The 13,551-nt window shown below is 71.1% G+C and carries 7 protein-coding genes; 6 read left to right on the plus strand and 1 reads right to left on the minus strand.

The features are described from left to right. The first annotated feature begins 235 nt into the window (after positions 1–235). Genes QMO76_RS31960 through QMO76_RS31975 form a run of 4 tightly spaced genes read left to right on the plus strand, consistent with a single transcriptional unit; the run spans position 236 to position 10,976 of the window. Positions 236–6,580, plus strand: a complete 6,345-nt coding sequence (locus QMO76_RS31960; protein ID WP_306365088.1) for an SDR family NAD(P)-dependent oxidoreductase — start codon at positions 236–238, stop codon at positions 6,578–6,580. After that, positions 6,577–7,995, plus strand: coding sequence for an MFS transporter (locus QMO76_RS31965; RefSeq protein WP_306365089.1), 1,419 nt, complete (start codon positions 6,577–6,579; stop codon positions 7,993–7,995). Before QMO76_RS31960 ends, QMO76_RS31965 begins: the two co-directional genes overlap by 4 nt. Further along, a complete protein-coding gene (locus QMO76_RS31970) occupies positions 7,992–9,542 on the plus strand; it encodes a glycosyltransferase family 39 protein (protein ID WP_306365090.1) in 1,551 nt (516 codons plus the stop codon). Before QMO76_RS31965 ends, QMO76_RS31970 begins: the two co-directional genes overlap by 4 nt. Before the next feature lie 39 nt (positions 9,543–9,581). Further along, a complete protein-coding gene (locus tag QMO76_RS31975; RefSeq protein ID WP_306365091.1) occupies positions 9,582–10,976 on the plus strand; it encodes a condensation domain-containing protein in 1,395 nt (464 codons plus the stop codon). Positions 10,977–10,979: 3 nt separating this feature from the next. Here QMO76_RS31975 and QMO76_RS31980 read toward each other — a convergent pair whose 3' ends face one another. Continuing rightward, positions 10,980–12,044: an alpha/beta hydrolase family protein gene (locus QMO76_RS31980; RefSeq protein ID WP_306365092.1), complete on the minus strand. Its 1,065-nt coding sequence runs from the start codon at positions 12,042–12,044 to the stop codon at positions 10,980–10,982. 324 nt (positions 12,045–12,368) lie between these two features. Between QMO76_RS31980 and QMO76_RS31985 the strand changes: the two genes are divergently transcribed. Both QMO76_RS31985 and QMO76_RS31990 read left to right on the plus strand, forming a co-directional pair. After that, positions 12,369–12,602: a hypothetical protein gene (locus QMO76_RS31985; RefSeq protein WP_306365093.1), complete on the plus strand. Its 234-nt coding sequence runs from the start codon at positions 12,369–12,371 to the stop codon at positions 12,600–12,602. 147 nt (positions 12,603–12,749) lie between these two features. Continuing rightward, positions 12,750–13,436 carry a hypothetical protein gene (locus tag QMO76_RS31990; protein ID WP_306365094.1) on the plus strand — a complete coding sequence of 229 codons (687 nt, stop codon included), beginning with the start codon at positions 12,750–12,752 and terminating at the stop codon, positions 13,434–13,436. Positions 13,437–13,551 lie beyond the last annotated feature (115 nt).

Consider the following 13,551-nt stretch of genomic DNA (forward strand, 5'->3'; position numbering starts at 1 on the left):
GATACGACCACCGCACGGTGGGTACTTGGTGCCCTTCACAGTTCGCCGTCGCGGGGATTGTGCGATAGGCAGATATCGCCGACGCCGCGTCGAAATGCCTTGTGACAGCACTACTATCAGCCGGAATTCGGCTTCGGCGAAGTACGTCGTCGCTGTGCGCAGGCCGGGTCACGAGTTGCCGTTCCCGTGTCGAGGAAACGGTGTTCGGCGAATTCCCGAATTCAGGAGGACGTACATGTCGGATATCGCCATCGTCGGCATCGGCTGCCGTTATGCGGGTGGCATCGACTCGCCGGAGAGTTTCTGGGAATTCGTTGTCGGTAAACGGGACGCGATCGTGGAGGTGCCCCCGGACCGCTGGGATCACCGCCGTTGGTACGACCCCGACCGGCGCACACCGGGGCGCAGTTACACCAGGCACGGCGCCTTCCTGACCACCGATCCCTGGACTTTCGATCCCGACTTCTTCGGCATCTCCCGGCGCGAGGCCACCGGACTGGACCCGCAGCAGCGACTGCTGCTGGAGGTGACCTGGGAGGCGCTCGACGACGCGGGAGCTGCCGGGCGGGCGGCAGGGGCCCCGGTGGGTGTCTATGTGGGCGGCTTCGTGGTCGACCAGTCCGTCATCGGAGTGGTCGGCCCGGCCCTCGCGCACGTCGATATGCACACCGCCGCCAGTGCGTCCTACACCATGCTGTCGAATCGAATCGCCTACGCGCTCGATCTGACCGGCCCCGCCCTCACCGTCGACACCGCGTGTTCCTCCTCGCTGGTCGCCCTCGATCTGGCCTGCCAGGCCCTCGAACGCGGCGACTGCTCGATGGCGCTGGCGGGCGGGGTCAACGTCATGCTGCAACCCGAGACATTCGTCATGATGTGCAAAGGCGGGTTCCTCGCCGCGGACGGGCGCTGCAAATCCTTCGACGCCGCCGGTGACGGCTACGGCCGGGGTGAGGGCGGGGGCATGGTGGTGCTCGAGCGCCTCGACGACGCGGTGCGCCACCGCGACCGGATCTACGCCGTGATCAAGGCCACCGGCACCAATCAGGACGGTCGCACCACGGCCATCACCGTGCCCAACGCCGACTCCCAGGCGGCACTGGCGCGATCGGTGTGCGACCGAGCGGGATTGGCGCCGGAACGGATCACCTACGTGGAGGCGCACGGCACCGGCACCCCGGTCGGCGACCCGATCGAACTGCGCGCCCTGGGACGGGTGTACGGGGCGGACTCCGGGCGCTCCGGCTCGCTCGGCGTCGGCTCGGTGAAGGCCACCCTCGGACACACCGAGGCCGCCGCCGGAGTGGCGAGCGTGATCAAATCGGCGCTCGCCATCCGGCACCGCACCCTCCCGCCGCAGGGTTGGTTCGACACCCCCCACCCCGACATTCCCTTCGAGGAACTCGGCCTGCACGTGCAGCTCGACGCCATGCCGGTCGGTCCCGAGGTCGACCGGATGACCATCGCCATCAACGGTTTCGGCTACGGCGGCACCAACGCACACGCCATCCTGCAGGAGTACCGGCCCGCGGCGACACCGCTCCGAGTGCCGCCGCGGCACTTCGGTGTGCTGCCGATCTCGGCCCGCGGGCCCGCTGCCGTCCGGGAGATGGCGGGCCGGTTCGCCGACCTGCTCGCGGGCGGGGCCGACCCGGAGCGGCTGGCGGAGGCGGCGTGGACGCGGATGGCCCACCATCCCTTCCGCGGCGGCGTACCGCTGGGTGATGAGACGATGCGGGAACTGCGGCGCTACGCGGCCGGGGAGGGCCGGGACGCGGTGCGCGTGGTGACCCGTCGCACCGCTGAGCCGGTGTTCGTGTTCTCCGGCATGGGACCGCAGTGGTGGGGCATGGCACGCGAACTACTGTGCGCCGAGGGCGCTTTCGCCGAGACGGCGCAGCGGGTGGACGCGCTCTTCCAGCCGCTGGCGGGGTGGTCGATCGTCGAGGAACTGCTCCGGCAGGAGTGGGATTCGCGGATGACCGCCACCGAGGTCGCCCAGCCCGCCAACTTCCTGGTGCAGGTATCGCTGGTGAGCGCATTGGCCGAATACGGGATCACCCCGGCCGCCATTGTCGGGCACAGTGTGGGCGAGGTGTCGGCGGCCTACGTCTCGGGCATGCTGACGCTCGCCGACGCGGTGCGGGTGGCCTACCATCGCGCCCGGCTCCAGGCCACCACCGCGGGTTCGGGCGGCATGCTCGCCGCCGGGCTCACGTTCGAGCAGGCCGGCGAACTGATCGGCGGCGACCCGCGGGTGGATGTGGCCGCCGTCAACAGCCCGGGATCGCTGACGCTGTCCGGCGATGCCGACCGCTTGGACGAGATCGCCGAACAGCTCACCGGCGACGGTGTTTTCGCGCGGCGGCTGCGGGTCGAGGTGCCCTACCACAGTCGTCTGATGGATCCGATCCTCGACGAGTTGCGCACCGCGCTGGCGGATCTCGCGCCGCGTGAGCCCACGGTGCCGCTGTATTCCACGGTCACCGGCGGGCAGGTGACCGGGCCGGAGTGGGACGCCGACTACTGGTGCGCCAATGTGCGGCGGCCGGTGCGGTTCGCCGCGGCCATCGGCGCGTTGCTGACCGCGGACAGCCGGGTGTTCCTGGAGGTCGGTCCGCATCCGGTGCTGTCCGGCAATATCCGGGAGCTGATGGTCGGCGCGGGGGAGAGCGGCACGACCGTGGCGACCCTGGACCGCAAACAACCCGACTCCGTCAGCATGCGCCGCACCCTCATCGGCCTCTACAGCGCCGGCGTGCTGGACCCGCGGGCACTGTTCGGTGCGGAGCATCCCGCGACACCACACCTCGAGCTGCCGCGCTACCCCTGGCAGCACGTCCGGTTGCACGCCCCGCTGCCGCTGTTCGAGCAGTTGCGGCTCGGCACCCCGGGCGGTTACGCCATGCTCGGCGATCCCGATCCGGAGGGTCGCCCGGGCTGGCTGCTCCACCTCGGTTCCGGACTGCTGCCGTGGCTGCCGGACCATGTGGTGGCGGGCAACCGGATCCTGCCCGGCGCGGCCTATCTGGACGCCGCGCTCAGCGCCGCGGCGAGCCGAGCGGGGAACACCGCGGTGGCGGTGGAGCAGGTGCGGTTCGTCGCGCCGCTGCTCATCAGCGGTTCCGACGTGCCACTGCTGGAGACCAGCGTCGAGGACGCCAGCGGCCGGTTCCTGATCCGATCCCGCTCCGCGACCGGTTCGGTCTGGACGGTGCACGCCACCGGACGGCTGCTCGCCGGCAGCTACGCGAGCACCGCCGTGGTACTGCCGCAACTGGATTCGGAGGTGGAATTCGATCCGGATCTGTTCTACTCCGCGCTCGCCGCCCGCGGGCTCCGGTACGGTCCGGCCTTCCGCCGGGTGGTCGCGGTGCGCGCGGACGCCACCACGGTCGTGGCCGAGGTGGACGGTTCCCGCGCCGAAGGGTCGGGGCATCTCGCGCATCCGGCGGTGGTCGACGCCGCCATGCAGACCGTGGCGCTGCTCTTCGCCGACGCGAGTATCGGTGCGGGCGCGATGGTTCCGGTCGGCGTGGATCAGGTGCGACTGTTCGGGGCGCTGCCGGAACGCGTCATCGTGGTGGCGCGTCGCAGCGACCGGGCGCTGCACGCGGATGTCGACCTGCTCGACGCCGAACACAATCTGCGGATGCGCCTGCTCGGCGTCCGGGTCGGCGCGCTCGACCCCGGAGCCGGTCCGCTGCACCGCATGGTCGACTTCTTCTACAGCGACACCATGGAGCGTCGCGACCCGGTCGATGCCGCCGCCCTGCCCACCGGCTCGACCGCGACCGTCGTACTCGCGCTCGGGTCCGGTGCACGCGCTCGTGACCTGGCCGCGGCGCTGCCGCGCGCCCTGCACCTGGCCGTCGACCCGGCCGACGAGGAACTGGAGAACGCCCTGCTCGAACGGCTGCGGGCCGCCGCAACGGCCGACGCCGACACCGTGCACGTCTGCGTGGTGGTCGGGACCGTGGCCGACGATCTGGATCAGCTGTGGGCGCTGAAACGCATCGCGGTGACCGTGGAGCGGTTCGTGGCCGACACCGATCACGGCGGGGCGCTCGCCGCCGACGACGGCCCCTGCCGGGCGACTCTGGTGACCGAGCGGGCGTTCACGCTGCCCGGCAGTCCGCAGCCTCCCGATGCCGCGCACGCCGCGCTGGCCGGTGCCCGGCGGGTGCTGCTGAACGAACAGCTGCGGCTGCGCTGGCGGCTCGTGGACGTCGAGCCCGACACCGACCCGGCGGATCTGCGCACCGAACTCGCGGTGCCGGGCGCGTTCACCCTCGACAACACCGACGAGGTGCTGCTGCGGGCGGGACAGCGGTGGGCCCCGGTGGTGACCCGGCCGCTGCGGGAACGCATCGACGAGTTGGAAACGGCTGCGCCGCTGGCGGATTCGCAGGCCAACTTCGAGGTGGAGTTGCCCCGCTCCCGGCTGCTGTCGGCGCTCGCCTGGCGCGCCTGCGCGCGCCCGCGGCCCGGCCCGGGGGAGGTGGAGGTGCGGATGCGGGTCATCGGTCTCAACTACAAGGACCCGCTCAAGGTCATGGGCCTGCTCGGGGAGAAGGAGCTGGCCGGAACGTTTTTCGGCACCGCACCCGGAATGGAGGGCGTCGGGACCGTCGAGCGGGTGGGTCCGGGCGTCACCGCGCTCGCGGTCGGCGACCTGGTGGCGGTGGCCGCCAAGGACATGATGCGGCGATTCCGGGTGGTCGGCCAACATCTGGCCATTCGCCTGCCCGCCGGTGCGCGGCCGCACCTGTGCACCAGCACCACCGCGTTCGGTACCGCCGAATACGCGCTGCACGATCTGGCGCGGCTGCGGCGCGGAGAGACAGTGCTCATCCACGGCGCGGCGGGCGGGGTCGGGTCGGCGGCCATTCAGGTGGCGAAACTGTTGGGTGCGCGCATCATCGGGACGGCGAGCACCGAGCAGCGGCGTGCGCACATCCTCGAACTCGGTGCCGACCACGCCCTCGAATCGCGCTCGCTCAACTTCGCCGACGACGTGCTGGCGCTGACCGACGGCGCCGGGGTGGACGTGGTGCTCAGCACCGCGCCGGGGGAGATACTGCGCCAGAACTTCAAGGCGGTCACCGAATTCGGCCGCATCGTGGAGGTCGGCAAGGCCGACATCTACACCGGCGGACTGCTCGAACTGGCGAACTTCGACAAGAACCTCAGCTACTTCTCCGTCGACCTGGACCGCATGTGCGCCGTGCGCCCGCTGCAACTGGCGGAGCTGCTGCGCCGGGTCTACGACAAGATCGAATCGGGGGTGTATCGGGCGCTGCCCTACGAGGTGTTCGAGACCCACGAGGTGGCGCGGGCCTTCGGCGAGGTGATCCGCTCCACCCGGACGGCGCGGGTGGCGTTGCGCATGGACGCGGTAGCACCGCCGGTGCGGCCGCGCCTGCCCGAGGTCGAGATCGACCCGGCGGCACGGTATCTCGTCACCGGCGGCTTCGGCGGTTTCGGGCTGGCCACCGGCCGCTGGCTGGTCGCCACCGGCGCGCGGCACCTGGTGCTGGTCGGCCGGTCCGGGGCCGCCACCGCCGCGGCACGGCAGCAGATCGCGGCGTGGCGGGCGTCGGGCGTCGAGGTGGTGGAGGAGCGCGCCGACGTGACCGACCCGGCTGCCGTCGCCGCACTGGTGGCGCGCGCACACCAGCCGGAGCGCCCGCTGCGCGGCATCTTCCACGCCGCCGGTACGGTGTCCGACAACCGGATCGCCGACATGGACCGCGAGCAGCTCGCCAGGGTGTACCGGCCCAAGGTGCACGGCGCCCACGCGCTCCACGACGCCGTCACAGCCGCTCGCATCCAGCTCGACATGTTCGTGCTCTACTCCTCCGGCGGCTCCATGTTCGGCATCTTCGGGCAGTACAACTACTGCGCCGCCAATGTCGCGGTGGAGGCGCTGGCCGAGCGGTGGGCCCGGACGGGCGTCCCCGCGCTCTGCGTGGGCTGGGGCCACATGTCGGGGGCCACCGGCGGCATGGCCGCCGACGAGAAGGTCTCGAAGTATCTCGAGCTGGTGGGCTTCGGTCCCATCGACATGGCCGACGGCACCGCGTATCTGGAGCAGACATTGCGGCTGGGCGTCACCCGGGCGGCGATCATCCCCACCGACTGGGGCAAGCTCACCGCCGCCTTCCCGCAGATGGCCCGTACCGGTCGGCTCGCCCCCTTGGTCGCCGCCGCCGTCCGGGACAATTCGGCACTGGCGCAGCTGAAAGCGGAGCTGGCCGCGCTGGATTCGGCCAAACGTGGGCAGGCGGTGGCCCGGATGCTGGCCGATCAGCTGGCGGTGGTGATGGGTGTGCGGCCGGACTCTATCGACCTCACCGTGCCGGTGCCGGAACTGGGCCTGGACTCGCTGATGGCCGTGGAATTCGGTGCGCGCGTGGGCAAACAGCTCGGCATCGAACTCATGTCCCTGCAGATGGGCCGCTCCTTCAGCCTGGAACAGGCCGGACCCAAGGTCGCCGAACTCATCCTCGCGGCCGACGGCGGGGTCGGCACGACCCCACCGGGCGCGGCCCTCGCGGCGGCCGGGGTGCGGCCGTGACGGAACTCGCGCCGCGGTCGACGCCCGCCCCGACGGGTGGCGACGCGGCCGCCTGGGCGGCCTTCGGCGGCTGTCTGATCGCGGTGTTCATGCAGATGATCGATGTGACCATCGTGAACACCGCCCTGCCCGCGATCACCACCGATCTGCACGCCTCACCCGGCAGCCGCCTGCTGGTGGTATCCGCCTATTCGCTGGCCTTCGCCTGCGCCCTGCTCACGGCGGCGCGGCTGGGCGAGCGGGTGGGCCGCCGCGCCATGTTCCTCATCTCGGTGGCGGCCTTCACCGCCGCGTCGCTGTGGTGCGGATTGTCCGGCAGCGCGACCGAACTCGTGATCGCGCGGGTGGCACAGGGCATCGCGGGCGCGGGGATGGCCGCGCAGACCATCGCCATTCTCACGGCCATCTTTCCGCGCGAGCGGCATTCGCTGGTCTTCGCGCTGTACGGCGCGGTAGCGGGATTCGCGGGCATGCTCGGGCCGATTCTGGGCGGGGCGCTGATCACCGTCGATCCCTGGGGGCTCGGCTGGCACGCGGTATTCCTGATGAATCTGCCGCTCGGCCTGCTCGCCTTCGTTCTCGCACTGCGCTTTCTGCGACTGGGCCGTCCGGCGCGGCGCGAACGGCTGGACCCGGTCGGCACGGTGCTGTCGTCGGTGAGCCTGTTCGCGCTGCTGTTCGCGCTCGCCGACATCCACCAGAACGGCCTGCGGCCGAGCGTGGCGGCGGTACTGGTGGTCGCGGTGCTGTGGGCGGCGATCTTTCTCGCGCAACAGCGCGGCAGGGCACGCCACGGTGGCAGTCCGCTGCTGCGCTTCGATCTGTTCACCGACCGCGGTTTCGCCGTGGGCGCACTGCTGGTGACCGTATTCTTCGGTCTGTTCACCGCGTTCGTCTTCGCGGTGTCGATCACCCTGCAGGACGAGCTGCGGTTCTCGCCCTGGCTCACCGGCGTGCTCATGACACCCTTCGCCCTGGGGGCCGGGGCGGGCGCGCTGCTCTCGCCGATACTGGTGCGGCGGTGGGGAGTTCGGTCGCTGGCCGTCGGCATCGCCGGATACGGCGTCTGCGTGGCCATCGGCGCCGCCTACCTGCATCTGACCGCCGGGCAGGTGTCGATTCCGCTGGCGGTGGGACCGGTGCTGCTGTCGGGGCTGGGCGTCGGCGTATTCGGCGTGCAGTTGCCGCCGCTCATGCTCGCGGGGCTGAACCGGGCGCAGTTGGATGCGGCGTCCGGGCTGCTGCCGACCATCGAACAGGTCGGCAACGGGGTGGGGCTGGCCCTGTTCAGCGCGGTGTTCTTCCGGGCGCACAGCCTGGCGGGCAGCGTCACCATGTTCGCCGCCATCGCGGTGGTGGCCATCGCCATGGGTGCGCTGACCCTGGCCATGCCCGGCCCGGCGGAGCGGCGATGACCCTCGCGCGCCCGACCGCGCCGGGCGCGACGGCGGTGCCGCCGTTGGCGTGGCGGGAGGTTTCGGCCGTGGCCGTGATCGTGGGCGGCGTGCTGCTGGCGCGGCTGGGCCGGTACGACATCGGCGGCGACGAGCTGTATTTCCTCACGGCGGGGCGGCGGCCCGCACCGGGCTACGCCGATCAGGGCCCGCTGGTGCCGATGCTGGCCGCGCTGTCGGACCGGCTGGCTCCGGGATCGCTGGTGGTCCTGCGCCTGCCCGTCGTGCTGGCCACGATCGGCGGCATCCTGCTCAGCGCCGCCACCGCCCGGGAGTTCGGCGGCGGGCGCGGGCCGCAACTGCTCGCCGCGCTCGCCTACGCGACCACGCCGGTCGCCGTCATGCAGTCCGCCGTACTGAGCACCTTCGCACTCGACATCACCCTCACCGCCACCGTGTGCTGGCTGTTCATCCGCTGGGTGCGCATCCGGCAGGATCGGCTACTGGTCCTCGCCGGTCTGGCCGCCGCGGTGGACTTCCAGGTGAAATGGCTGATTCCACTCGTGTGGGCGGGGCTGGCCGCGGGCGTGGCGCTGTTCGGACCACGGGCGCTGCTGCGCCGCCCCGCCTGGTGGTTGGCGTGCGCTGTGCTGTCCGTCTCGGCGCTGCCGCAGCTGTGGTGGCAGGCCGCGCACGGATGGCCGCAGCTGGCCATGGGCGCGGTGGTGCGGGATGAGCAACTCGCCACCAGCGGCGGGCTGGTCGCCATGCCGCTGCAGGTGATCGTGACGGCCGGTCCGCTCGGCGTGCTGCTGTTGGTGGGCATGTGGGCGGGCATGCGGTCACCACGCCTGCACCCCTACCGGTTTCTCGTTCCGCTGGTGCTGCTCGGGCTGGCCGGGGTGGTCGCCGGGGGATTGCGCCCCTACTTCGTGGCGGGCGCGTTCCCGGGGCTGTTCGCGGCGGGCGCGGTGTATCTGAGCGAGCACCGGCTGTCGGGGCGGGTCCGGATGCTCGGGGCGGCACTCACGGCGGCGGCGACCGCCGTGGCGGTCGCCGCGGTCACGGTGCTCCCGCTGCCCGAATCCCGGCTGCGGGAGCCCACCGACCACTACTCCCAGCTCGATCGGCGCATGCGGCTGCACGGCCCGTCGGGCTGGCCGGAACTGGTCGCCGCCGTGGACAGCGCCCACCGGGCACTGCCGCCGCGCGAGCGGGCCGGGCTGCTGGTGCTGACCCAGAACTATTGGCAGGCGGCCGCACTCGACTACTACGGTCCGGCGGCGGGACTGCCGCCGGTGTACAGCCCGAATCGCGGCTACGGCTACTTCGGACCGCCGCCGGACAGCGCCACCGCCGTCCTGTACGTCGGTGTCGACCGGCCGGAGACCGCGCTGCGCGTGGCCTTCGGCGCCACTGCCGAACTGACGCGCCGTGACGAACCGCTCGGCTTTCCGGGCGTGAATCGTGCTGTCTCGGTGTGGTATTGCCGGGATCCGCGGGTGCCGTGGTCAACCGCCTGGCCCGCCGCGCGAACGCTGCCGCTGGTCGACGGCACGGCCAGATGAGCGCCCAGTGTCCCGTACCGACGAAGTGGAGGAACAGCCGTGGTCAGTTTCGGACTCATCGACGAGTGGGAGCCCACCCCCGGTCGACTGGTCACCTGGGTCGCCGCACCCGCGTCGCTGGCGCGTGCCGCGGCTGCCCCCGCCCACCCGGCGCCGCCCTCCCACCAGCAGGAGGAGTACCTGCGCGCCGCCGACCGCAATGCCACCGCCGACTTCCGCTACTCGGGGCTGTGCCTGGTCGTCGCCCAGGTGCCCGAACTGCTCGACCGGGCCGCCATGACCCGTGCCGTCAATGCGTTCCTGTTGCGGCACGACACCTTTCGCACCTGGTTCGCCATCGCACCGGGCGGTGCGGTGGTGCGACATCTGGTCGCTCCCGAGGACGTGGAATTCGTCCCGGTGGAGCACGGCGAGATCGACAACCCGGAGACCATTCGCGAGCACGTGCAGAAGACCACCCCCGGCCCGTTCCAGTGGGACTGCTTCACCTTCGGGGCGATCGAGCACGACGGCTCCACCACGCTGTATCTCGCGGTGGACCACCTGCACACCGACGGTGTGGCGCAGTACATCTCGTGTTTCGATCTGGCGCAGCTCTACGCCCGCGAGGTGGCCGAGGAGGTCGAGGTTCCCATCGAACCGGCCAGCTACGTCGAATACTGTGCGCGCGAACGGGAACGCTCGGCGCGCCTGAGCCTCACCTCGCCCGGGGTGCGCACCTGGCTGGCGCTGCTGCGCGGCAACGACGGCGAACTGCCCTCCTTCCCACTGGATCTCGGCAGACGACTGGACGGCTACAGTCGCAGCGCACACCGCACCCTCGAACTGTTCGACGAGGACAGCGCGTGCCGGTTCGAACAGGCGTGCCGGGACAGCGGTGCGGAGTTCACCGGCGGCATCTTCGCCGTCGCCGCACTGACCGAACGGCGACTCGTCGGCACCGACTACTACTTCGGCACCACGCCGATCAGCACCCGTGGCACCCCGGCGGAACTCGCCGCGGTGGGCTGGTTCGTGACACTGGTGCCGGTGGCGTTCCCGCTCGGGGCCGCCACCTCCTTCGCGCGCCTCGCGCCCCGGGCCCAGCGGGCCTACGAGAGCGGGCTGCTGCTGACCTCCACCCCGCTGCACCGCGTGCTGGAACTGGCGGCCGGTGACGACGGCATCGCGGTGCGGCCGGGCTGGGTCACGCCCATGATCTCGTATGTGGACGCCCGTGATTTCGTCGGTCACGAACTGTTCGACAGCGCCGGGGGCGGCGTATTCGCCAACCGGGCCGCCAGCGAGGAGGTGCTCATGTGGATCAACCGGCTGCCCTCGGGCACCTCGCTCAGCATCATCTATCCCGACACCCCGGTGGCGCACGATTCGGTGCGCCGCTACACCGAGGCGATGCGGGCGGTATTCCACGCGGTGGCAGACGGGGCCGGCTAGGCGTCACGCGCCCAGCGCGGCGGCCAGGACTGGCCAGGAGTTGTGCAGATCCTGCTGCCAATAGCCCCAGGAGTGGGTGCCGGTGGAGCGGATGTCGAAGACGGCCGGAAGACCCAACGCGCGGAACCGGTCTCGCAGCTGCCGGGTGCAGACCTCGGTGACCGCGTCGAGCACGCCGCCGATCACGAGTTGATCGATCAGCTTGGCGGGACTGCCGTCGACGCCGGGGCCGCCCAGGGTGTCGAGCGCACCCGCGCGTCCGGAACCGGTGGACACATAGACGGCCGTGCCACGCAGTTCACCGGCGCGCAGGTACGGGTCATGGGTGAACCAGGCCGGGTCGCCGGGCGGCCCCCACATATTGACGGGGTTGCCGCGCCGGGAGGCCACGATGGCCGCGGCCATGGCCTGGCCCGCCGGATCGCCGGTGCGCACACATCCGCTGTAGGAGGCCAGGCCCCGGTAGAGTCCGGGCGCGGCGAGCGCGAGCCGGAACACCGCCGAACTCGCCATGGACAGCCCGGCGACCGCGTTCACCCCGCTGGCGCCGAACCCGGAATCGATGATCGGCGGCAGCTCACGGGTCAGGAAGGTGGTCCAGCGCTGTCTGCCCAGCACCGGGTCGTCGGTCTGCCAGTCGGCATAGAGACTGCCCGCGCCGCCGATCGGTATCACCACGTGCACCTGCTTGTCGGCGAAGAACCGTTCCACATCGGTTCGGGTGAGCCAGTTGCTGCCGTCGACCCAGCGGCCGGTGTCGGTGCCGCCGTCGACCCCGTTCAGCAGATACAGCGTCGGGGCCGGTCTCGCGGGATCCGGGGCGGGCAGAACCGCCACGTCGATGGAGCGGGCCATGGCCGCGGAGTGCACGGTCAGATCCAGGACCCGCCCGCGACCCCGGGCGGCGGCGGTCAGGCGGGCGCCGTCGGAGGCGGGCCGCGCGGCGTCCACGATCCGCTGCGGGACGTACTGCCCCGCGTCGGCGACCGGATCCGCCGCCGCCGGCCAGCTCGTGCACAGTGCGGTCGAGCACAGCGCGGCGATTCGTAATATTCTCCGCGCCAGCATATTCGGCAACCTCCGGGTCGATACGGCGATACGGTAGGCCGCCGCGCGTCCGGGCGGTCCCGTCTCGCAATTCTCTGCGGTGGTTCACCAATTCCGTTGCGGTATGCGGTGAAGGAGCACAGGTACCGCCGTACGCGTCTGCCGCGCCGCTCATCGCGCAACGTGTGGATTTCTCATGATTCGCCGGGTGCGCGCACCTGAGATGTCACGAATTGTGTCCCCAGCACTGGTAAGTGGGAATGCCGCGAACTACCGTAATCTCCGGCGCGCCCTTTCCAATTCCCACCGGAGCGTCCCGGTGGCGGACGTGAAGGAGCCGAAGGTATGACCGCCATTCTCGAGAACAACCCCCCGGGCGGCCTGCCTACTTGCCGTGTGACCGTCTATCTGGGCGGGCCGCATCCCGACGATATGGTGGTGCTGGAATACGCCGCCACCCGATACGAGGCCGCGGAATTCGCCGCGGCGGCGACGAGACTCGGGATGACCGTCACGGTCGACGCGCGGGTACGGCCCGATCTCCGGCCGCTGCCGTGTCGCAGGCTGTGGCGTCGATGAGCACGAGCGGGTCTCGCATCCGCGAATCGCCGTCGTCCTCGGCCGCGGGCGGCCGCCGGTCCGACACAATCGACATGATCGCACCCACCCGCCGGCATCGAATCACACCGCGTGAACGGATGTCCGGCTTCGAAGGGAGTTCAGGTCGTGAACGGATTGCGTCTCGCGGTGGTGTGGATGCTCTGCGCCGCGCTCGCCGCCATCGCCGGTGTCGCGTCGGCGGCGCCCGCGCCCGTCGTGCTCGGGGGCGGTTCCGGGATCCTGCTGGCGAGCGAGCCCTGTTCGCTCACCGTGATCGGATACGACGGCGGGGGACGACTGGTCGGACTCACGGCGGGGCACTGCACGTATACCGGTGCGCCGGTGTGGGCGGAGCGGTCGGCCGAGGTCGGGGTGCTCGGCACCGTGGTGTTCTCCGATCGGGGGCGGGGGCTCGATTACGCGGTGATCGAGTTCGATCCGGCCAGGGTGAACGCGGTGCGTACCGTCGGGGCGACCACCATCGCCGGGATCGGGGCGGCTCCCGGCTTCGGGGCGATGGTGTGCGCCGACGGGCGGTCCAGCGGATTCGACTGCGGGGTGGTGTGGGGATCGGCGGACGGGCGGATCTTCAACCAGTCCTGTTCGATTCCGGGGGACTCCGGGGGACCGGTCACCGTGGGGGATCGGCTCGTTGGCATGAATCAGGGGCATCTGAAGCCGTGGGGGATCGACCTGCCGTGTGTCAGCGCGGCGTTCCCGCTCTACGGGCCCGCCTACTTCCGTCCGATCACGGAGATCCTGCATGCGATCGATGTGGCGGGTGGGGTCGGGGCCGGATTGCGGCCGGTGTGAGCCCCGGCCTCCGCTAATTGCTGGACGATAACCGTAACTCGGTTGCGGCAGGGTGTCGCTGCCACAACAGGTCACGGTGACCCGGTGGCGAGGATTACATCCGCCGCTCGGCCGT

The organism is Nocardia sp. CC227C, from assembly GCF_030767025.1.
In the GTDB taxonomy this organism is placed as follows: domain Bacteria; phylum Actinomycetota; class Actinomycetes; order Mycobacteriales; family Mycobacteriaceae; genus Nocardia.

Excerpts from the sequence above, each read along its gene's own strand:
- QMO76_RS31970 (WP_306365090.1), top strand. The coding sequence starts at position 7,992 with ATGACCCTCGCGCGCCCGACCGCGCCGGGCGCGACGGCGGTGCCGCCG.
- QMO76_RS31980 (WP_306365092.1), bottom strand. The coding sequence starts at position 12,044 with ATGCTGGCGCGGAGAATATTACGAATCGCCGCGCTGTGCTCGACCGCA.
- QMO76_RS31960 (WP_306365088.1), top strand. The coding sequence starts at position 236 with ATGTCGGATATCGCCATCGTCGGCATCGGCTGCCGTTATGCGGGTGGC.
- QMO76_RS31985 (WP_306365093.1), top strand. The coding sequence starts at position 12,369 with ATGACCGCCATTCTCGAGAACAACCCCCCGGGCGGCCTGCCTACTTGC.